Consider the following 21,674-nt stretch of genomic DNA (forward strand, 5'->3'; position numbering starts at 1 on the left):
GGAGTAACCGCTTACCCGACAGGCCGCATCAAAAAATTATCCAGCTCAGCGGCGATTGCAGGAACCACGGCTCTTACCGAAGGCTAGCCTTCGCTCAATGTCCGCCTGACTGCATTCTTCCAGCCCTTGATCTTTGCCGTCCGCACCTTCTCGTCCATGTCGGGCTCGAACCGCCGGTCGCGTTTCCAAGTTGCCGAAAACCCATCCCTATCCGGCCACACCCCCGCCCGGCTGCCGGCGAGCCAGGCCGCACCCAAGGCGGTGGTCTCCAGGATCACCGGGCGGTCGACAGGAGCGTCGAGCAGGTCGGCGAGGCGCTGCATCGTCCAATCGGAGGCGACCATGCCGCCGTCGACGCGGAGCACCGTATCCTCAGCACCATTCTTCCAGTCCTTCTGCATGGCATCGAGCAGGTCCCGGGTCTGGTAACAGACGGCTTCGAGCGCCGCCCGGGAAAGCTCCGCAGGGCCGCTGTTGCGCGTCAGCCCGAAAATCGCGCCGCGCGCCTGGGCATCCCAATATGGCGCGCCAAGCCCGGTGAAGGCCGGGACGAGATAGACCTCCTGCGTGGGATCGGCCTTTTCGGCAAGCGCATTGGTCTCGGCAGCACTATCGATGATGCGAAGCCCGTCCCGCAGCCATTGCACGGCAGCACCCGCGATGAAGATCGAACCTTCGAGCGCATAGGTCGTCTCGCCGTTCAGGCGGTAGGCAATGGTGGTCAGCAGCCGGTTTTTCGAACGCACCATATCGGCGCCGGTATTGAGCAGCGCGAAACAGCCGGTGCCGTAGGTCGATTTCAGCATGCCGGGCGCAAAGCAGGCCTGACCGATAGTTGCCGCCTGCTGATCACCGGCGACGCCGAGGATCGGGATAGCCGCGCCGAAAATCTCCGGATCGACCGTGCCGAAATCGGCAGCGCAGTCCTTGACCTCCGGCAGCATAGCGGCCGGCACTCTCAGAATGTCGAGCAGATCCTCGTCCCATGCATTTTCGGCAATGTTGTACATCAGTGTGCGTGAAGCGTTGGTGGCGTCGGTCACGAAGCTCTTGCCGCCGGTCAGCCGCCAGATCAGGAAGGTGTCGATCGTACCGAAGCAGAGATCGCCTCTGGCCGCGCGCGTCCGCGCCCCCTTCACATTGGCGAGCATCCAGGAGAGCTTGGTGCCTGAGAAATAGGGATCGAGGATGAGTCCGGTCCTTTTTGTGAAAACCCGCTCCAGATCCTGCCGTTTCAGGTTGTCGCAATAATTTGCCGTGCGCCGGTCCTGCCAGACGATGGCGTTCTGGATCGGCCGGCCGGTCTCGCGCTCCCAGACCACCACGGTCTCGCGCTGGTTCGTGATGCCAAGCGCGGCGATGTCCTTCGCCGTCAGCTTGGCTTCGCTCAGCGCCATCGTGACGGTGGTGACGACCGAGTCCCAGATCTCCTCGGGATCATGCTCCACCCAGCCGGATCGCGGATAGATCTGAGTGAATTCCTTCTGGCCCTTGCCGACGACCTGCATGTCGCCATCAAAAACGATAGCCCGTGTCGACGTCGTTCCCTGATCAATCGCCAGAACATATCCGCTCATGAAATCCTTCTCCCTAGAGCAATTCCAGCAAAAGTGCGCAGCGGTTTTGCGCCCGGAATTGCGTGGAACAATGAAATAGAGCATTTCCGCGATTCGGAGAAAACGGAACTGCTCCAGGCTGATTATCATGACAAGGAGACGGATGCGGGCGAGAAAAGCCAATAAAGCGGAATTGCCAGCCAGCCGGCTTTGGGAATAACCTCGCGGCTAACGCTGCGACGCAGCATCGGCATTCAGGGAGAAACAGCATGAGCAGATCAGTCGTCGTCACCGGTTCCACCAGCGGCATCGGCCTTGCGATCGCCACCGCCTTCGCCGAAACCGGCGACAACGTCGTCATCAACGGGTTTGGAAATGCCGATGAAATCAAGGCGATCGTCGAGCGACTTGAATCGGTATCGAAAGGCCGGGCGATCTATCATCCGGCCGACATGACCAAGCCCCCCGAGATCGCCGACCTGATCGAAACGGCCGCAAAAACCTTCGGCAGCGTCGATGTCCTCGTCAACAATGCAGGCATTCAGCATGTCGAGAAGATCGAGGATTTCCCGATCGAAAAATGGGACCAGATCATCGCCATCAACCTGTCGAGCTCCTTTCACACCATGCGCGCCGCCATTCCGCTGATGAAGGCAAAGAAGTTTGGCCGCATCATCAACATCGCCTCGGCTCACGGCCTCGTCGCCTCCCCGTTCAAATCCGCCTATGTGGCGGCAAAACATGGTATATTAGGACTGACGAAGACAGCGGCGCTGGAACTTGCCGAATTCGGCGTGACGGTCAACGCCATCTGCCCGGGCTATGTGCTGACGCCGCTCGTCGAAAAGCAGATACCCGATACCGCCAAGGCCCGCGGCATAACCGAGGAGCAGGTGAAAAGCGAAGTCATCCTCAAGGCGCAGCCGACGCGTGAATTCGTCAAGGCCGAGGAGATCGGCGCGCTGTCGCTCTACCTCGCCAGTGACGCCGCCCGCCAGGTGACGGGAACCCACATCTCGATTGACGGTGGCTGGACGGCGGCCTAACCATTTGGAAAAGACAACCGGGAATACCATGAACGACAGCATTCGCTTCATCCTGAATGGCGAGGACATCGAACTCACCGATGTCGGGCCGACCGAGACGCTTCTCGATTTTCTGCGGTTGAAGCGGCGCCTCACCGGCACCAAGGAGGGATGCGCGGAAGGCGACTGCGGCGCCTGCACCGTGCTCGTCGGCCGGCTCGTCGACGGCAAGCTTGCCTATGAATCCGTCAATGCCTGCATCCGTTTCACCGGCTCGCTGCACGCCACGCACGTGGTGACGGTCGAGCATCTGGCCGGTCGGGACGGCGCGTTGCATCCGGTGCAGCAGGCGCTGGTCGATTGCCACGGCTCGCAATGCGGCTTCTGCACCCCGGGCTTCGTCATGTCGCTCTACGGGTTATGGCTGACCAAGGAAAAACCAAGCCGCCGCGAGATCGAAAAGGCATTGCAAGGCAATCTCTGTCGCTGCACTGGCTATGAGCCGATCGTCAAGGCCGCCGAGCAGGTGAGCCTGATGCGGCCGAGCGCGCTGTTCGATCCGCTGGAGCGCGCGCGTTCGGAAATCATCGCGCGGCTCTGGGCCATGCAGGCGAGCGACACCGTCCGCATTGCCAAGGGCGAAGACCGGTTGATCGTACCTGCTTCGGTCCAGGCGCTGGCTGAAGTTCTCTCGCAGGAACCGGATGCGATCCTGGTCGCCGGCTCGACCGATGTCGGCCTCTGGGTGACCAAGCAGATGCGCCGGCTGAGCCCCGTCGTTTTCATCAATCACTTGAGCGAATTGCAGTCGGTCACGGAAAACGAGGACGGTGTCACCATCGGCGCCGGCGTCAGCTATACCGGCGCCTTTGCGGCGATCGCGAAAAAGATCCCGGCGCTCGGACGGCTGATCGACCGTATCGGTGGCGAGCAGGTGCGCAACATGGGCACGATCGGCGGCAACATCGCCAACGGCTCGCCGATCGGCGACAGCCCGCCGCCGCTGATCGCGCTCGGTGCGACGCTGACGCTGCGCTCCCTGGAAGGCCAGCGCAAAATGCCGATCGAGGATTTCTTTATCGCCTATGGCAAACAAGACCGCAGGCCAGGCGAGTTCGTCGAAAGCGTCTTCGTGCCCTATCCCAAGGCCAGCCGCTTTGCGGCTTACAAGATCACCAAGCGCCGCGACGAGGACATCACCGCCGTGCTCGGCGCCTTCCTGCTGACCCTTGACGATGCCGAGACGGTCACCGACATCCGTGTCGCCTTCGGTGGCATGGCTGCAACGCCGAAACGCGCTCGTACGGTGGAGGGAGAACTGATCGGCAAACCTTGGACGGAAGCAACGATCGAGGCGACCCGCCCCGCCTTCGACGCCGATTTCCAGCCGCTCACCGACTGGCGCGCCACGGCGGAATATCGCCAGCTGACGGCGAAGAATTTGTTGACGCGGTTCTATCTGGAAACGGTAGGGGCGCCGGCCGAACTGAAGCGGTTCGAGGAGGTGGCATGATGGGTTGTTTCGCAAATTGGCCCCTCGCCCTAACCCTCTCCCCGCTTGCGGGGAGAGGGAACGTGCCTCGCGCAATGTTTGCGAGAGCAAGAGGCGGTGCGGCATATCCCTTCTCCCCGTCAGAACGGGGAGAAGGTGGCGGCAGCCGGATAAGGGGCCACCGCGCGAACAGGGCTGGTCACGGAGGACTGATCTAATGGACAAGTCCACCTTCGAGGACCCTAAAGTCGTCATCTCCGGCCCCATGCACGGCTCGCTGCGCCATGATTCCTCGCACAAACACGTCACCGGAACCGCCGACTACATCGACGATATTCCCGAACCCGCCGGCCTGCTGCACGGCGCGCTCGGCCTCTCCGACCGGGCGCATGCCGAAATCCTCAGCATCGATCTTTCCGCGGTCGCCGCCTATCCCGGCGTCGTCTGGGTCTTCACCGGCAAGGAAGTGCCCGGCGTCAACGACACCAGCTCCAACGGCAGCCATGATGAACCGCTGCTGGCCGAAACTTTGGTTCAGTTCCACGGCCAGCCGATCTTTGCCGTCATCGCCGAAACGCGCGACGCCGCCCGCCGCGCCGCGCGGCTCGCCAAGATCGACTATCGTGACCTGCCGCACTGGCACGATATCGACGGCGCGCTTGCCAATGGCAGCCCGCTGGTCACCACGCCGATGACGCTGCAGCGCGGCGAGCCGGAAACGGAAATGTCGAACGCCGCGATGCGGCTAAAGGGCCAGATGCGCATCGGCGGCCAGGAGCATTTTTATCTCGAAGGCCATATCGCCGTGGCGATCCCCGGCGAAGATGACGAGGTCACCGTCTGGTCCTCGACACAGCATCCGAGCGAGATCCAACACATCGTTGGCCATGTGCTGGATATCCCGTCTAACGCCGTTACCGTCAATGTGCGCCGCATGGGCGGCGGCTTCGGCGGCAAGGAAACCCAAGGCAACCAGTTCGCCGCACTCGCGGCGATCGCCGCCAAGAAGCTCGGTCGCGCCGTCAAATTCCGTCCGGATCGCGACGAAGATATGAGCGCCACCGGCAAGCGCCACGATTTCCTCGTTGATTACGAGGTGGGCTTCGACGCCGAAGGTCGTATCCACGCCGTCGATGCGACTTATGCGGCCCGCTGCGGCTTTTCCTCCGATCTCTCGGGCCCGGTGACCGACAGAGCTCTTTTCCACGCCGATTCCAGCTATTTCTATCCGCATGTGCATCTGCAGTCGAAACCCTTGAAGACGCACACTGTCTCCAACACCGCCTTCCGCGGGTTCGGCGGGCCACAGGGCATGCTCGGCGCCGAACGCATCATCGAGGAGGTAGCCTATGCCCTCGGCAAGGATCCGCTCGATATCCGCAAGCTGAATTTCTACGGACAGCCGGGTTCCGGGCGCACGCTGACCCCCTACCATCAGGAGGTCGAGGACAATATCATCGCCCGCGTCGTCGAAGAGCTGGAGGAAACGGCCGACTACCGGGCGCGGCGCAACGCCATCATCGGCTTCAACCGCGACAGCCGCTACATCAGAAAAGGCATCGCGCTGACGCCGGTCAAATTCGGCATCTCCTTTACGATGACCGCCTTCAACCAGGCCGGCGCCCTCGTCCATGTCTATCAGGACGGCTCGATCCACCTGAACCATGGCGGGACCGAAATGGGCCAGGGCCTCTATACCAAGGTGGCGCAGGTGCTGGCCGACAGTTTCCAGGTCGACATCGACCGCGTCAAGATCACCGCGACGACAACGGCGAAAGTGCCGAACACCTCGGCCACCGCCGCCTCATCAGGTTCGGATTTGAACGGCATGGCCGCTTACGACGCCGCCCGCCAGATCAAGGAACGTCTGGTAGCCTTCGCTGCCGAGAAATGGGAAGTGGCGCCTTCCGAGATCGTCTTCCTGCCTAACCGCGTGCGCATCGGCGAGAGCGAGATCCCCTTCCCCGATTTCATCAAGCAGGCCTATTTCGCCCGTGTCCAGCTGTCGGCCACCGGCTTCTACAAGACGCCGAAGATCCACTGGGACCGCAAGGCCGGCCGCGGCACCCCCTTCTACTATTTCGCCTATGGCGCCGCCTGCACCGAGGTCTCGATCGATACGCTGACCGGCGAATATCTGATCGACCGCACCGACATTCTCCACGATGTCGGCCGTTCGCTGAACCCGGCGATCGACATGGGCCAAGTCGAGGGCGGCTTCGTGCAGGGCCTGGGCTGGCTGACGACAGAAGAACTTTGGTGGGACGATAAGGGCCGGCTGCGCACCCATGCCCCGTCGACCTATAAGATCCCGCTCGCCTCCGACCGCCCGAAGATCTTCAACGTGCGGCTTGCCGAATGGTCGGAGAATGCCGAAGCGACGATCGGCCGCTCTAAGGCCGTCGGCGAACCGCCCTTCATGCTGGCGATCTCGGCGCTGGAAGCCCTGTCGATGGCGGTCGCTAGCGTCGCCGATTATAAGGTCTGCCCGAGACTCGATGCGCCGGCGACACCGGAACGGGTGCTGATGGCGGTGGAGCGGATGAAGCGAGTGTAGGATGCGTCCGGCTGATTTGTTGTTTGGGCAGGACGGGCGGACAGGCTGGAACGAGTTGCACCCCCCTCTGTCCTGCCGGACATCTCCCCCACAAGGGGGGAGATCGGCAAGACGAAAGCCCTTGCTCCTTATTGCCCTGACATCAGACTATGAAAATCCGGTTTTAAGCTATCGATCCGTTATCATGGGGAGGCATTGCCTCTTGCCGATCTCCCCCCTTGTGGGGGAGATGTCCGGCAGGACAGAGGGGGGTGCCACGCCCACATACCCATCGGTTGTCTTTCCATGAAAGACCTCCAAACCTTCCTCGCCGCCCACCCAGAGAGCGTCCTCGTCGACATCACCGGCACGCAAGGCTCCACTCCGCGCGAGGCCGGCGCTTTCATGCTCGTTTCGGCGAACGCCCTCTGGGGCACGATCGGCGGCGGGCAGTTCGAGTTCATGGCAATTGCAAATGCGCGTGAGATTCTGGCTGGAACCGGCGGAGCCCTTACCATGGACATCCCGCTCGGCCCCGAAATCGGCCAATGTTGCGGCGGGCGCACGCAACTGCGGTTTCGGCGCTTGACGCAGGCGCTGAAGGATGAGCTCGAGGCAAGGCTTGCCGGCGAGATCGACAGGCTGCCGGAGGTCTTTCTCTTCGGCGCCGGCCATGTCGGCCGGGCGCTGGCGTCGGCCCTTGCGCCGCTGCCGCTGTCCGTGACGGTCGTCGAAACGAGGCAGGAAGAGCTTGCTAACCTTCCGGATGAAATCAACACCCGGCTCGTGCCAATGCCGGAAGCGTTGGTGAAGGATATTTCCGCCGGCGGAGCGGTCGTCATCCTCACCCACGACCACGCGCTGGATTTCCTCATCGCCCGCGAGGCGCTTGAGAGAACCGACCTCGCCTATATCGGCATGATCGGCTCGGCGACCAAACGCGCCACCTTCGCAAGCTGGCTTTCCCGTGAGGCCGGCGGCGACCGCGCCTGGATAGAGCGGCTGACGCTGCCGATCGGCGGTTCGGCCGTCAGGGATAAGCGCCCGGAAGTGATCGCCGCGATGACGGCTGCCGAAATCCTGACGGCACTCGCAGCCTACCGCATGCGCTCGTCTTCATAATAAGGATCGCGGCCGTCGAGGAAACCGAGGTCGCGCTTGACGCGGTCCGGCGTGGCGGAAAGGTCGAGCCGCGGCAAACGGCAGAAGCGATTGGCGCTTCCCGCCAGCCAGCCGGCAAGACGCAGGAAAACACTGCTATTCCGTTGCGGCCGGCTCTCTTCGATAGCTTGGCAATCCATGACGTCACCTCATCAGATTGATGGTATGAGTTGCAGCTTGCCGCTAAAAATGCTGCTATTCCAATCGAACGATCGTCTGCCTGCATCAAGAGAACTTATCCATGAAACTGTCGAAGCAATTTCCGCTGAATGCGCTGCGCGTCTTCGAAGCCGCAGCCCGGCTCGGCAGCTTCACCAGGGCAGGTGATGAGCTCGGCATGACGCAGACGGCCGTCAGCTATCAGATCAAGCTCCTGGAGGAGAATGTCGGCGAGCCGCTCTTCCTGCGCCGTCCCCGCCAGATCGCGCTGACGGAGACCGGCGAGCGGCTGGCCCCGAAGGTGACCGAGGCCTTTGCCATGCTGCATGATGCGATGGCAACGGCGCGCGACAGCGTCGAAGGCACGCTCGCCATCAGCTCGACCCATACCTTCGCCTCGAAATGGCTGGCGCCCCGCCTCGGCTCCTTCCATTTGAAGCATCCGGCGATCGCGGTGCGGTTTCAGGCGACCTCCGACATCATCGACTTCGCCCGCGAACAGATCGACGTCGGCATCCGCTGGGGCGACGGCAACTGGCCGGGGCTCGCGCTGCACCGGTTGATGGGCCTGGAGTTCACGCCGATGCTGAGCCCGAAGCTGGCGGAATCGGCAGGCGGCATTAAGGAGCCGCGCGATCTCCTGAAATTCGACCTTTTCGACGCCGGCGACATCTGGTGGAAGCAATGGTTCGAAGCTGCCGGCGTTACCGATACGGATCTCGATCGGCGCCCGCGCAATCAGTTGGGCTCTCAGGCGATGGAAGCCGACGCGGCGATCGCCGGTCACGGCGTCGCCATCCTCCACCCCGCCTTCTATGAGGCGGAGATCGCGCTCGGCCGGCTCTATCAGCCTTTCGACCTGACCCGCAGCGACGGCAAGGCCTACTGGCTCGCCTATCCCGAAAATCGCCGCAACGTGCCGAAGATCAAGGCCTTCCGCAACTGGATCCTGGAAGAGATGAAAGCCGCCGGAAACTGATCCGGCAAACAGATCAGATCCAATCAGGCTGAATAGGCCTTGCTAAGTTCGGCTTCAAAACCCCATTTCCGGCGCATAGAAGCAGCGCGGCGTGTTCTCGTTGGGAAACAGACAGAGGTGATAATCACCATCGCCGGACTGCATTGCCTTCGTCATCGGCAGCAGAAAGACGTGAGCATGCGTGACCAGGCGGTGGTCGCCCGGCATCAGCGTCACACGATATCCGTTTGGTGTCACCGCCACGCTTTTCGACGGAATCATCTGGCAATCGCCATTATGACTGTCGCCATTGCAACAATAGGGGTCATAACTCCACCCCGAAGGTGCGTCGTGAGCCGTCGCCAACGATGCGTATGCCATCATCACACACGTCAGAATGCTGCGCATGGGCATCTCTCCGTCGATGAATGCGCCGCCGATATCTAACGTTTCTTTTTATTTCATGCCGGCGGCCTGCAAACCTAACTGTATCTGCTCATCATAGTTTCAAGATCGGCAAATCTTTGCCAATCCAGTATGAGACAGTCATAATGCATGGCCTTCTCGGCAGCTTTTAGGCACGGACGACAGATCGGCGATGCGTTAGCGGTCGCCGACATAGGCGAAACCAATGGCGACTGCCAGCGCCCCGCCCCGGCCCGCCGCCTTGCGAAGGGCCTGTGCGGTTCATCATTCTCCTCTTTCCTCCCCGCCAAAATTTCCGCAATGTCGCGAGTCGGAGGAAGATAGGGGAACTCGATGTATGAATATGCCATAGCATGGGAATGGCTCGCCTTCGCGGCCCGCTGGTTCCATGTCGTCACCGCGATCGCCTGGATTGGATCATCCTTCTATTTCATCGCACTCGATCTGGGACTGGTGAAACGCCCGCATCTGCCGCCCGGCGCCTATGGCGAGGAATGGCAGGTTCATGGCGGCGGCTTCTATCATATCCAGAAATATCTGGTGGCGCCCGCTCAGATGCCGGAGCACCTGACATGGTTCAAATATGAGAGCTATTTCACCTGGATCTCCGGCTTCCTCATGCTCTGCATCGTCTATTATGGCGGCGCCGACCTGTTTCTCATCGATCGCCACGTCCTCGATATCAGTCCGCCCGTCGCGATCCTGATCTCCTTGACGTCGCTGGCCTTCGGCTGGATCGTCTATGACCTGCTGTGCAAATCCCCGCTTGGCCGCAACACCTGGGGGCTGATGGCAGTGCTATATGTGGTGCTGGTCTTCATGGCCTGGGGTTATACGCAGCTCTTCACGGGGCGCGCCGCCTTCCTGCATCTCGGCGCCTTTACCGCGACGATCATGTCGGCGAACGTGTTCATGATCATCATCCCGAACCAGAAGATCGTCGTCGCCGACCTCATCGCCGGGCGCACGCCCGATCCGAAATACGGGCAGATCGCCAAGCAGCGCTCGCTCCACAACAACTACCTGACGCTGCCCGTCATCTTCTTCATGCTGTCGAACCATTATCCGCTGGCCTTCGGCACGGCGTTCAACTGGGTGATTGCGGCGCTGGTCTTCCTGATGGGCGTCACCATCCGCCACTGGTTCAACACCACCCATGCGAGGAAAGGCCGCCCGACCTGGACCTGGATCGTTACCGTCATCCTCTTCATCCTGATCATGTGGCTTTCGACGGCACCAAAGCTGCTGACCGGCGAGACAGATGCGCATGCGACGGCAGTGGCGCGGGCCTTCCAGAAATTTGCCGGAAATCCGCATTTTCCGGCCGTCAAGCAACTGGTCTCGACACGCTGTTCCATGTGCCATGCGGCCGAGCCCGCCTATGAAGGCGTCGTGCGGCCGCCGAAAGGCGTGATGCTCGAAAACGACGCGGAAATTGCCGCCCATGCCCGAGAAATCTATATACAGGCAGGCCGCAGCCATGCCATGCCGCCCGGCAACGTGACCGATATTACCCCGGACGAACGCAGACTGCTCGTCGCCTGGTTCGAAAGCGCAGTCGAAGGCAAGAAACAATGACGACGACACTTCTCCGCGGCCGCCTCCTCTCTTTCCATCGCGCGCCGCTGAGTCTCGCCGACAGCCAGAGTTATCTCTACGAGGAAGACGGTGGCCTGCTGGTCGAGGACGGGCTGATCGCCGCAGTCGGCCCCTATGCCGACGTCAAGGCGAAAGCCGCCGAAGGCACGACCGAGATCGACCATCGCCCGCATCTGATCCTGCCCGGCTTCATCGACATGCACCTGCATTTTCCACAGATGCAGGTGATCGCCTCCTATGCAGCCAACCTGCTCGAATGGCTGAATACCTACACTTTCCCCGAGGAATGCCGCTTCGTCGAAAGCGCGCATGCGCAAAGGATCGCCACACATTTCTACGACGAGCTGATCCGCCACGGCACGACGACGGCGGTCGCCTATTGCTCCGTGCACAAGACCTCGGCCGACGCCTTCTTCGCCGAGGCGATGAAGCGCAATATGCGCATGGTCGGCGGCAAGGTGATGATGGACCGCAACGCTCCCCAGGGCCTGCTCGACACGCCGGAGATGGGTTATGACGAGACCCGCCAGGTGATAGCGGACTGGCACGGCAAAGGCCGCAACCATGTCGCAATCACCCCGCGCTTCGCCATCACGTCGACGCCGGCGCAGATGGAGGCTACGTCGGCGCTCGCCCGCGAATTTCCCGATCTTCACATCCAGACGCATCTTTCGGAAAACCACGATGAGATCAAATTCACCTGCGAGCTCTATCACGAGGCGATCGACTATACCGACATTTACGCCCGCTACGGTCTGCTCGGGCCGAAGAGCCTCTTCGGCCACGCCATCCACCTGTCCGAACGCGAGGCCGATGTCATGAGCGAGGCCGGCGCCGTCGCCGTCCATTGCCCGACCTCAAACCTCTTCCTCGGCTCCGGTCTCTTTCCGCTGAAGGCGCTGACGCGGCGCCAAAACTCGGTCCGCATCGGTGTCGCAACCGATATCGGCGGCGGCTCCAGCTATTCGATGCTGAAAACAATGGACGAGGCCTACAAGATCCAGCAGCTGCTCGGCGAGCGGCTGAACCCGCTGGAAAGCTATTACCTGATGACGCGCGGCAATGCCGAGGCGCTGTCGCTCGCCGACCGGATCGGCACGCTGGACCCCGGCACCGAAGCGGACCTCGTCGTCCTCGACGCGGCCGCGACCCCGGCCATGGCGCTGAAGATGGAAACGGTAAAGACCCTGCCCGAGGAACTCTTCCTGCTTCAGACGATGGGCGACGACAGAGCGATTGCCGAGACCTACGTTTCCGGCATTGCCTTGAAAACAGGGCTTTGACGATATCGGTTCCCCCCAACGAGGTACAGTGAAGACCGTCTGAGGCGGACGTTTCCCGTAACCCTTCTTTTGGGATTCATGTTATGGGCGATGGTCGCATTTAAACCTGTAGAAGGTTCGATTCATGGCAACTCCGCTCACCATCGACGATCTGAAAAAACTCGCGCAGCGCCGCGTGCCGAAAATGTTTTTCGACTATGCGGATTCAGGCGCCTGGACGGAATCCACCTATCGGGCGAATGAAAGCGATTTCGGTCAGATCAAGCTGCGCCAGCGCGTGCTGGTCGACATGAGCGACCGCACGCTCGAAACGACGATGATCGGCCAGAAAGTATCGATGCCGGTAGCGCTCGCACCGACCGGCATGACCGGGATGCAGCACGCCGATGGCGAAATGCTGGCGGCGCGGGCGGCGGAAGAATTCGGCGTTCCCTTTACCCTGTCGACGATGAGCATCTGCTCGATCGAGGATGTTGCCTCAGTGACCACACGTCCCTTCTGGTTCCAGCTCTACGTGATGAGGGACAAGGATTTCGTCCTCGACCTCATCCGTCGCGCCAAGGCGGCGAAATGCTCCGCGCTGGTGCTGACCGCCGACCTGCAGATCCTCGGCCAGCGCCATAAGGACCTGCGCAACGGTCTCTCGGCCCCACCGAAATTGACCGCGAAACATATCTGGCAGATGGCAACCCGGCCCCTCTGGTGCCTTGATATGCTGCAGACAAAGCGCCGGTACTTCGGCAATATCGTCGGCCATGCCAAGAACGTCGCCAATGTCGCCTCTGTGCCCAAGTTTTCGCACGAGCAGTTCGACCCACGGCTGTCCTGGGCCGATATCGCCTGGATCAAGGAGCAATGGGGCGGCCCGCTGATCATCAAAGGCATCCTCGATCCCGAAGACGCGAAGGCCGCCGCCGATACCGGCGCCGATGCGATCATCGTTTCCAATCATGGCGGCCGTCAGCTCGACGGCGCCCCCTCCTCGATCAGCATGCTGCCTTCGATCGTCGACGCCGTCGGCGACCGCATCGAAGTCCACCTCGACGGCGGCATCCGCTCCGGCCAGGATGTGCTGAAGGCCGTGGCGCTCGGCGCCAAGGGCACCTATATCGGCCGCCCCTTCCTCTACGGGCTTGGCGCCATGGGCAAGGAAGGCGTCACGCTGGCGCTCGACATCATCCGCAAGGAGATGGACATCACGATGGCCCTCTGCGGCAAGCGCGACATCAATGACGTGGATGCGTCGATCATATCGGGGCGCGGCTGAGAGAAGTCGGCACTGGCTGAACGCCCCGATGGGTCGGCAATATCTTCGACCTGCGCAACGGCATGCGATTCAGCACAGCGACCGGCCGTCACCCGCGGTGAACAGCAGGATCGCAAAAATCGCGAGACAGATGGCGAGCGCCAAACGCTGCCGCCACACGATGCGGCGCGATCCGGCAATCCGCCTCTCGAGGCCAGGCGATGTCCCGTCAGGCTTGCGAAGCTGCATTCGGGAGAGCAGGTCGTCGACGGCGGCAAGACCGGCGGCCTCTGTCTCATGGCTCGACGCGAGGCGAAACAACAGCGCATCGAAAAGGAGATGGATCGCCAGCGCGAGCACGATCCCGCAGAAGACGAGCATCAAGAGCCAGCCGAATGCTGGAGCGAAACCTCGATATCCCTGAGTGATCGGGCCGATAATCAGCGGCAACAGCGCTGTCAGCCCACAGACGATTGAATTGCGACCCAGATTTCGCGCAGCCGCCGAGGCCTTGGCATTCCATTGCGTCATTGCAAGCCCTCCGTCACGGCATGGATGCTTTCCTCGGGCAGATGAACACGCCGCCCTGCCCTTTCGATCAGCCGCAGCGCTTCTGCTGGAGTTTCGCAACGTCGGCTGACGAGCAGCCACCGCACGATGACGCCGGCGCTCCGCTGGAAACCGAGCGCACAGCAGACGAGGACCGGTCCCTGGTGGCGCGCAATCTCGATGAGGTTCGCCGCGGCTCGCGTCTGGATCTCGTCGGGGCCTGTCAGATCGAGGGTGGGAAAACTGCACCAGCGCCTTGATGTCCCGCTTGGGCGCTGAAACTCGCCGGTGATGTCGATCACCGTGGCGAAATGGTCGGCCTCGTGGCGGCGCGGAAAACGGCCGAGATGGACACCGTCAACGATCATCACGGATGCCGGTATTTTGCGTGTCCAGAGCCAAACATTGACGACGGCGCCGAGCCGGTAGGGCGCCAGTAGCCAGCGGCTGGCAAGTGCGGCCCGGCCATCGGCGCGTTTCAGGAATATCTGCGGGCCGGCGCCGAGATATCCGGCTGCGACGATCGCCAGCGCAACCGCCGGCCAGAGCAACAGAAGCGCTGCGGCCGACAGAGGAGTAAAGAGCGCTGCAAGGCCGAGAAATGCGAGAGCACCGCACAGATAATAGATGCCGAGACGGCGCGACTTCGGGTCGTCGCTCAACGCAAAATTGGCAAGAGGCGAACCGGCATCGCGTGGGAAAAGCCAGGCGGCAAACAGACCGAGCAGCACGCCGGTCGGTATGTCCATGACGTGATGCTGCCACGTCGTCAGCACGGAGGCGCCGATGAGGAAGCACCAGCAGTGCCAGAGAAGCCGGGCCCTGCGCGGCAGCCGGCCGCGCAGATGGTCCCAGATCACCACCAGCAGCGCGATATGCAGCGACGGCACCTGGTTGAACGGCTTGTCGAAGCCACCGAGGACAGCAAACATGAAACCGGGCAGGCCGCTCGTGGCCGGCCGCACGAAGATTGCTTCGAGCGGAAACGCGATAAAACAGGCGACTGCGATTAACTGGATCGTCAGATAACGCCTTGCCAGCATATCCACATCGCGCGGCGTCGTGTTGATGAACAGGCAGAGCCCGTAGAACAGATTGATCGACCAATATGGAATGATCGTCCATCCCAAGAACGGAATGGCGCTTTCCCATGCGAAGGCAATGTTCGGCACATCAGCGCGTTGCGACGCCAGCCAGTTGGCGCCGCCATAGGTCAGATAGAAGAACGGCGCCAGGAAGGCGAGCCAGCACGCCGCCCGCTTCATGACCGGCGCTGTTCGGGAAAGTGGAGAATGTGCCTGCCCCAACGGCGTTGCCCTCAAACTCTCTCCGCCAGCGAGACGGTGAAAATGCCCCACTGGTCAATGCGCTGTTCGATCTTGCGGAAACCGGCTGCGGCGACCAGCTGGTCCATTTCCTCTTGCGTGCGCCGCCGCATCACCCATGCCTGACCGCCGCGATGAGAGGTGAGCGCGCGAGCAATCATCTCCAGCTGTGGATGCCATGGCTGGTTGGTGTAGACGAGCAGACCGCCGGGCTGCATCGCGCGGGCGATCCCTTCGAGCGATGCGGCGATCATCTGATTGTCGGAAAACAGCTCATACAGGCCGGAGACGATCGCGAGGTCCGGAGCCGGCGTGATTGCGGCCAGCCCCTCGCCGTCAAAGGCATCCTGCTGGCGGAAGCTCACAAAATCACTGAGGCCGCGCGCGGCGATGCTGTTGCGGCCGGCCTCGACGTTGATGAGGGAATAATCCTGCAGCCGCACGCTATCGGGACGCACTGCAGCGGTCTCGATAGCATCAAGGACATATCGCCCGTGCCCGGCCGCTATGTCGAGCATATGAGTGCTGCGGCCGGCGGCTTTCAGGCGCTGCAGCCCGTGGTCGATCAGTTCCTGCAAATGCAGCTTGCGCTGCCTGATACCGCGCCAGCCGACCGCCTCGAGGAACACCCGGTCGATCAACCGCCCGCCGGGACCGAGCCCGCGGGGCTTGTTTTCGTAGACGTAATCGAGCGTCGAGCCGGAATCGAAACCGGTCTTCGCCCCGGTCCTTATGCCTGCGGACACCAGCGCCCCGATCCGGATGTTGAGGCGGCTGAGCGCCCAGTAGATGCCGCGTGCGGATGTCGCATCCAACGGGCTCGCGAGCCGGTCGGCTTCGTCCTTGGTATAGCCCTGGACATGGGCGGTGCGCAGGTCGGCAGGCGCCCGCGGCTCAGCGAAACGCGCATCGATAAAACGGCGGATTTCGGCGAGCGCAATCGCGCGATCCTTTTCGCCGAGCGTGTCATGGTAGAAGCCGGCAAACACGTGCCGTTCCTTGATGCGGCTGCCGAGGTTTTCGTAAAACCGATGCTGCGGCGCGTGCCGTACCACCCAGTCGCTGCCGGAGATCAGCAGCTGGGTCGGCACGGTGATGGCGCGGGCGTCGTTGACGACGCGGGCCGCCGCCTCGTAGAGCTGCAGCAGAATGTTGGAGGCAATCGGCCGCGTGATCAACGGATCGGATTCAAAAGAGGCAATGCGCTCGGGATCATGCGTCAGAAACTTCGCCTTGACGTAAGAATTGACGAAGAATGTCCCCTTGAACTTTTCCCAGAGCGCAATGCCTTCCTTGGCGAAAGGCACATAGAGCTTGACGCTGAAGGCCGGTGAGGCCAGCACCAGCGCGCGGATCGGCGGCGCATAGTCGTGCACCCAGGTGGCGGCAAGGACGGCGCCGACGCTCTGCGCAATGACGGCGATGTCTTCGACCGCAGTACCGCTGATCTCGCTGACATGGCGGACGAAGCAATCGAGATCACGCGCCGAGGCAGCGAAGGATGGCGAATAACCGCGCTCTCCCGGCGAACGTCCGTGACCGCGCGCGTCCCAGGCGTAGAAGGCAAAATCATCGAGGCCGAGCTCGGTGGCGAGATGGGCGACGCGGCCGCTATGCTCGTGGCCGCGATGGAGAAGAATGATGGCGCCCTTCGGTGAAGCACCGGTCGCAGGCCACGTCCGATAAAACAGTCGAGTCCCGTCATTCGATGCGAATTCGGATTCATGCATGGGTCTGGTCGTCGAGGACGGTTGCTCGCTGTCGGTAGTCTGCAGCACGGTCGTCTCCAATTCTGATCAGTGGATAGGTTGCATCTATTGCCGGCAACAGTGAGTTGCTTTCATTGCAAAAGTCTAGCTGCAAATGATAAGTCCTTTGGGTGAGCCGATTTGAAGTGCGGGCTTTCCCACAGCTACGATGATCCGCACGGACCCAGCCGGGATAGACTGTTCAATTGCCGCGAAATTCCACTGAGGTACCATGTCTGTTTATCAATTGAAGTCCCGGTTTCAGAATATTCTTCGCCCCCTGGTGCGCTCGCTTGCGGCGCGAGGCGTCACCGCCAATCAGGTGACTTCAGTTGCTGCCGCCGTCTCGGTTGCACTTGGGCTTTTCCTCAGCGTCGCCCCGCTTCCGCATTGGTTCGTGCTGGTGCCTGTATGGTTTCTACTGCGAATGGGCCTCAATGCCATTGACGGCATGCTCGCGCGCGAACATGGGCAAAAGAGCATTTTGGGCGCCTATCTCAACGAGATCGGTGACGTCGTGTCGGATGCCGCCCTTTATTTCCCGTTTGCGCTCATCGATCCGAACGATCTGATGCCGGTCATGGCTGTCATATTCCTCTCGGCGCTGACGGAATTTGCCGGCGTCCTGGGTCAAACGGTTGGGGCAAGCCGGCGTTATGACGGGCCGCTGGGCAAGAGCGACCGTGCGGTGCTTTTCGGCGCGCTCGGCACCTATGTCGGAGTTGGCGGTGGGTTTGCGGGATGGACCTCGTGGTTTTGGGCGGTGGTGGCCCTGCTTCTCGTATGGACCACCACCAACCGTATCAGCGCCGGTATTCGGGAGTCGCAGACGGCCACCCGATAGAAAGCGAGGAGCCGATCGGCCGCCCGTTCTTTCACTGGCACTGTATTTCGAAACTAGTGTTGAACGCTGCTTCTTACTAGTTGCTTGGTTGGCGCTTCTTCCAAGCCACTCTCCTCCTAACGACCTGTTAAACGCAGCCTCTATTTTTTTCCGCTCTCCTTGAAAGCACAAAAGCGGTGCTTTATGTCTTACTCATGGCAAACGTGAGCAGGACACAGCATCCATCGCAGTTGCGCTACGTGCTGGCACCGGATGATCATGCCCGCCAGGCGCTTGATGACACCATCGCCGCCTACCGCAGGATGATCGACATCCTCGCTGAAATCATCGACGACAAGGCAGGCGCCAATCTCGTCGTCCTGCACGACCTTGCCTATGAAACCGTGCGCGAACAAACGGGCCTGCCGGCGCGGCTGGTCACACTCGGCCTTCGCGATTTCGCCGCCAATCGCGGCGTGATCGCCAATCCGCCGCAGCTGCCGCTCGACGATAAGCTCTTCGCCATCAAAGGACCTGCAGACCTGACGATCGCCACGGTGCACGGACGCGTTGCCGTGCCCTTCGATGTCGCCGGCTATTCCAGGGGATGGGAGAGTATTTTCCCGGCCTATCTCGTTGCCGGCCCGGATCACTACGAGATTCACATCGGCGTCACGCCGAATTCCTTTCGGATGGAGGAAAACATGACGAATGAAGGCATTCTTTCCCGCATGGGCCGCCTGATCGCGGGCATCGCGAATGCAGCGGTCGACAAGGCGGAAGGCGTCAACAAGATCGCCGTCATCGAACAGGCGATCCGCGAGATCGACGCGGCGGCTGATGAGGCCCGCACCGATCTCGGCAAGGCGCGCGCCGAGGAATATCGCATCCAGAGCCGCAGGGACGAGATCGTCGGAGATATGAACGCGCTCGACGGAAAGATCCGCCTCGCCGTCTCTTCCGGGCGCGCTGATCTGGCAAAGGCCGGCGTCGCCCGCCAGATCGATCTCGAATCCCAGATCGCCGCGCTCGACAAGGCGCTGGCCGATGCCAGGCAGCAGCTGGACGAAGGCCAGAAAGCCCTACAGGCCGTGCTCGCCACGCGCCGCGAGGCCGACGCCCGCCTTGCCGATTTCAAGCGCAGCATCGCCAGACATCCCGAGGACGCCGCTACAGGCCATAGCCGGCCCGCGCCGGGCGCCGATGCTGCCCGGGCTGCGGCGGCGGTGTCGCGGCTGACCGGCGTTCCATCAGGCGACCATATCAACAGCTCCGAACTGGATGAACTCGACCGGCTGCATCGCGAACAAGCGATCGAAGCACGCCTCGCACGCTTCAAGGCGGATAACCGGTAACGCCGATGGCACTTCTTTTCGCCCCTGAATGTGCCCCCTTCGCCATCGCCGCCGCCGTGCTCGCAGGCCTGACCGCGATCGAGATGCTCGCGACCGTCATGGGTTTTTCGATCATGGAATTTCTGGGAAAACCGGATTTTCATGGCCATGACGGGTTTTCGGGCTATCTGTCCTGGCTCAACGTCGGCGGCGTTCCCCTGCTCATCCTCATCATGCTGGCGCTCGGCTTCTTCGCCATGACGGGCTTTGCCATACAGGCCGTCGCCAACGCCTTCTGGGCGCCGCTTCCCGCCGCCGTCGCCGCCGTTCCCGCCATCTTGATCGCCGTGCCCATGGTCAGGGCCTCGAGCAGAACCGTGGCGCGGCTCGTTCCACACGACGAGACCTATGCCGTCGATCTCGACACGTTGATCGGCCGGACCGCCGAAGTATCGCTCGGCCCGCTTGATCAGGGACTGCCGGGGCGCGTCCGCGTCAAGGACCAGCATGGAAACTGGCACGTGCTGAGAGCCAAGGCCGCCAGAGATCAGGAGCCTCTCAAGGTTGGCACGGAGGTTCTCCTCGTCGATCGTACGGCAGATGTATTTATCGCCATTCCCGCACTGGCGGACCCCGCCGCAGCGGACAATCAATCTTTCAGGGAGCAGCCATGATGTATGACATTATTCTACCGGCCGGCATTGGCATCGTTCTGATCTTCGGCATCGGTTTTGTTCTCGCCTCTCTCTATACGCGCTCCAGCCGCGACGAGGCTTATGTGCGCACCGGCCTCGGCGGCCAGAAGGTCGTGCTCGACGGCGGCTCCGTCGTCCTGCCGATCTTCCACTCCATCGCCAGGGTCAATCTGAAGACACTCCGCCTCGAGGTTCGCCGCGGCGAAGGCGATGCGCTGATCACCAAGGACCGCATGCGCGTCGATATCGGCGCCGAATTCTACGTCCGCGTCAAACCCGACGGCTCCTCGATTGCGCTGGCTGCCCAGACGCTCGGCAGCCGCACCAATGACGCCGAGGCGCTCCGCATCCTGATCGAGGCGAAGTTCGTCGACGGCCTTCGCTCGGTGGCGGCGACCATGAATCTCGACGCGCTGCAGGAACAGCGCATGGATTTCGTCAAGGCCGTGCAGGAAGCCGTCGGCGCCGACCTCCAGTCGAACGGCCTCGAGCTTGAATCCGTGTCGCTGACACGGCTCGACCAGACCGACATCAAGCATTTCAACGCCAACAATTTCTTCGACGCGCAGGGGCTGGCGGCGCTGACCCGCATAACCGAAGGCCGCAAGAAGGAGCGCAACGAAATCGTCCGCGACACCGAAGTCGCCATCGCCCAGAAGGACCTGGAGGCCCGCCAGCAATCGCTGGCCATCGAGCGGACCAAGCGCGAAGCCGAACTCAACCAGGAACGCGACATCGCCAACAAATCCGCGGCGACCCGCGCCGAAACCGCACAACAGGAACAGGCGGCCAAACGCGCCGAGGAGGAAGCCCGCATCGCCGCCGAACAGGCGATCGCCGAGCGCGAGGCAGCCGCCAAGCAGGCCCGCGAAAGCGCAAACATCGATGCCGCCCGCGCCGTCCAGCAGCGCGATACCGAAGCCAAGCGCGACCTTCAGATCGTGGCGCAGGAAAGCGCCATCGCTGTCGCCAACAAGAGCCGAGAAGAATCCGAGGCGAAGGCGACCGCCGAAATGGCCCGCGCCCGGGCGATCGCGGCAGAGGAAAAGGTCGGCACCGCCAAGGCGATCGAAATCGCCGAACGTGAAAAGCAGATCGCCGTGATCGACGCCCGCAAGACCGCCGAAACCGAGGCCACCGCCGTCACCGTCGGCGCGGAGGCCGAAAAACAGGCCGCGATCGACCAGGCGGAAGCCATCAAGACGCTCGCGACCGCCGAGGCGGATGCCGCAATCATCAAGGCCAAAGGCATCCTCGAAACCGGCCGGGCTCAGGCCGAAAGCGAGGCGCTCCTCAATGAGGCGCGCAACAAACTCAGCCAGACCATCATCGAGTTCGAGATCACCCGCGAGCGTATCCGCATCATTCCCGAGGCGCTCGCCGAGGCGGTCAAGCCGATCGAGAAGATCTCCGATATCCGCATCTTCGACACCGGCGGCATGCTCGGCCGCGGAAACGGCGCGAACGGTGAAGGCGGCATCGGACTAGGCGACGGGCTGGCCGGGCAATTGCTCTCCTATCAGGCGAACAAGCCGATCCTCGACAAGCTATTGAAGGAAGCCGGATTCGACGGCGACAACGCCATCTCATCCCTGCTTGGCAATCTCGATGGCGCAAAACCGGCAAAGCCGGCGGCACCCCCGGCAAGGCCTGCAATTCCGCCCGCCACTCCGGTAAAGCCCGTAGCATCGGCCGCGGCTCCCGTACAAACGATCGCTCCTCACGCGCCCGAGAAGGATTGATCGCAGCGCAGGTAGGG

The 21,674-nt window shown here is 62.0% G+C and carries 18 protein-coding genes; 12 read left to right on the plus strand and 6 right to left on the minus strand.

Features of this window, described 5'->3' with window-relative positions; genetic code table 11:
• Positions 1-83: 83 nt before the first annotated feature.
• Positions 84-1,577 (minus strand): glycerol kinase GlpK, encoded by a 1,494-nt coding sequence (gene glpK, locus AC13QO_RS02310; protein ID WP_488539805.1) that lies wholly within the window; start codon positions 1,575-1,577, stop codon positions 84-86.
• Between the two features lie 248 nt (positions 1,578-1,825).
• Here glpK and AC13QO_RS02315 point away from each other — a divergent pair, with 248 nt between their 5' ends.
• From AC13QO_RS02315 to xdhC, 4 genes are all read left to right on the plus strand, one after another.
• Positions 1,826-2,602, plus strand: a complete 777-nt coding sequence (locus tag AC13QO_RS02315; protein WP_488539806.1) for a 3-hydroxybutyrate dehydrogenase — start codon at positions 1,826-1,828, stop codon at positions 2,600-2,602.
• A 28-nt stretch (positions 2,603-2,630) separates the two neighbouring features.
• Entirely contained in the window at positions 2,631-4,094 is a 1,464-nt protein-coding gene (gene xdhA, locus AC13QO_RS02320) for a xanthine dehydrogenase small subunit (RefSeq protein WP_488539807.1), read from the plus strand.
• Positions 4,095-4,290: 196 nt separating this feature from the next.
• Positions 4,291-6,630 (plus strand): xanthine dehydrogenase molybdopterin binding subunit, encoded by a 2,340-nt coding sequence (xdhB, locus tag AC13QO_RS02325; protein ID WP_488539808.1) that lies wholly within the window; start codon positions 4,291-4,293, stop codon positions 6,628-6,630.
• 285 nt (positions 6,631-6,915) lie between these two features.
• Positions 6,916-7,731: a xanthine dehydrogenase accessory protein XdhC gene (gene xdhC / locus AC13QO_RS02330; protein ID WP_488539809.1), complete on the plus strand. Its 816-nt coding sequence runs from the start codon at positions 6,916-6,918 to the stop codon at positions 7,729-7,731.
• On the opposite strand, the gene AC13QO_RS02335 is transcribed toward xdhC, so the two are convergent.
• Positions 7,707-7,910, minus strand: a complete 204-nt coding sequence (locus AC13QO_RS02335; RefSeq protein WP_221113363.1) for a hypothetical protein — start codon at positions 7,908-7,910, stop codon at positions 7,707-7,709. The genes xdhC and AC13QO_RS02335 overlap by 25 nt on opposite strands.
• 101 nt (positions 7,911-8,011) lie before the next feature.
• Between AC13QO_RS02335 and gcvA the strand changes: the two genes are divergently transcribed.
• Positions 8,012-8,908, plus strand: coding sequence for a transcriptional regulator GcvA (gene gcvA / locus AC13QO_RS02340; RefSeq protein WP_085778988.1), 897 nt, complete (start codon positions 8,012-8,014; stop codon positions 8,906-8,908).
• Between the two features lie 54 nt (positions 8,909-8,962).
• On the opposite strand, the gene AC13QO_RS02345 is transcribed toward gcvA, so the two are convergent.
• The gene (locus tag AC13QO_RS02345; RefSeq protein ID WP_085778989.1) at positions 8,963-9,295 is read right to left on the minus strand and encodes a hypothetical protein; all 333 of its coding nucleotides are present in this window, start codon (positions 9,293-9,295) and stop codon (positions 8,963-8,965) included.
• A gap of 351 nt (positions 9,296-9,646) precedes the next feature.
• On the opposite strand from AC13QO_RS02345, the gene AC13QO_RS02350 reads away from it, so the two are divergent.
• From AC13QO_RS02350 to AC13QO_RS02360, 3 genes are all read left to right on the plus strand, one after another.
• Positions 9,647-10,891 carry a urate hydroxylase PuuD gene (locus AC13QO_RS02350; protein WP_488539810.1) on the plus strand — a complete coding sequence of 415 codons (1,245 nt, stop codon included), beginning with the start codon at positions 9,647-9,649 and terminating at the stop codon, positions 10,889-10,891.
• Positions 10,888-12,195 carry a guanine deaminase gene (gene guaD, locus AC13QO_RS02355; RefSeq protein WP_488539811.1) on the plus strand — a complete coding sequence of 436 codons (1,308 nt, stop codon included), beginning with the start codon at positions 10,888-10,890 and terminating at the stop codon, positions 12,193-12,195. Before AC13QO_RS02350 ends, guaD begins: the two co-directional genes overlap by 4 nt.
• Positions 12,196-12,319: 124 nt before the next feature.
• Positions 12,320-13,462, plus strand: coding sequence for an alpha-hydroxy acid oxidase (locus tag AC13QO_RS02360; protein WP_488539812.1), 1,143 nt, complete (start codon positions 12,320-12,322; stop codon positions 13,460-13,462).
• Positions 13,463-13,531: 69 nt separating this feature from the next.
• Here the strand turns inward: AC13QO_RS02360 and AC13QO_RS02365 are convergent, their stop codons facing one another.
• From AC13QO_RS02365 to AC13QO_RS02375, 3 genes are read right to left on the minus strand one after another with little or no spacing between them, the layout of a single operon-like run.
• On the minus strand, positions 13,532-13,972 hold the full coding sequence (locus tag AC13QO_RS02365) for a hypothetical protein (protein WP_488539813.1): 441 nt from the start codon (positions 13,970-13,972) through the stop codon (positions 13,532-13,534).
• Positions 13,969-15,255, minus strand: coding sequence for a phosphatase PAP2/dual specificity phosphatase family protein (locus AC13QO_RS02370; RefSeq protein WP_488539814.1), 1,287 nt, complete (start codon positions 15,253-15,255; stop codon positions 13,969-13,971). Before AC13QO_RS02370 ends, AC13QO_RS02365 begins: the two co-directional genes overlap by 4 nt.
• 53 nt (positions 15,256-15,308) lie before the next feature.
• Positions 15,309-17,093, minus strand: a complete 1,785-nt coding sequence (locus AC13QO_RS02375) for a bifunctional alpha/beta hydrolase/class I SAM-dependent methyltransferase (protein ID WP_488539815.1) — start codon at positions 17,091-17,093, stop codon at positions 15,309-15,311.
• 202 nt (positions 17,094-17,295) lie between these two features.
• Between AC13QO_RS02375 and AC13QO_RS02380 the strand changes: the two genes are divergently transcribed.
• The 4 genes from AC13QO_RS02380 to AC13QO_RS02395 all read left to right on the plus strand — a co-directional run bounded on the left by AC13QO_RS02380 (position 17,296) and on the right by AC13QO_RS02395 (position 21,657).
• On the plus strand, positions 17,296-17,907 hold the full coding sequence (locus tag AC13QO_RS02380; protein WP_488539816.1) for a CDP-alcohol phosphatidyltransferase family protein: 612 nt from the start codon (positions 17,296-17,298) through the stop codon (positions 17,905-17,907).
• Positions 17,908-18,101: 194 nt separating this feature from the next.
• Positions 18,102-19,241, plus strand: a complete 1,140-nt coding sequence (locus AC13QO_RS02385; RefSeq protein WP_488539817.1) for a PspA/IM30 family protein — start codon at positions 18,102-18,104, stop codon at positions 19,239-19,241.
• 5 nt (positions 19,242-19,246) lie between these two features.
• On the plus strand, positions 19,247-19,894 hold the full coding sequence (locus AC13QO_RS02390) for an OB-fold-containig protein (protein ID WP_488539818.1): 648 nt from the start codon (positions 19,247-19,249) through the stop codon (positions 19,892-19,894).
• Entirely contained in the window at positions 19,891-21,657 is a 1,767-nt protein-coding gene (locus AC13QO_RS02395) for a flotillin family protein (protein ID WP_488539819.1), read from the plus strand. Before AC13QO_RS02390 ends, AC13QO_RS02395 begins: the two co-directional genes overlap by 4 nt.
• The last annotated feature ends 17 nt before the right edge of the window (positions 21,658-21,674 follow it).

Source organism: Rhizobium sp. CNPSo 3670, from assembly GCF_057784555.1.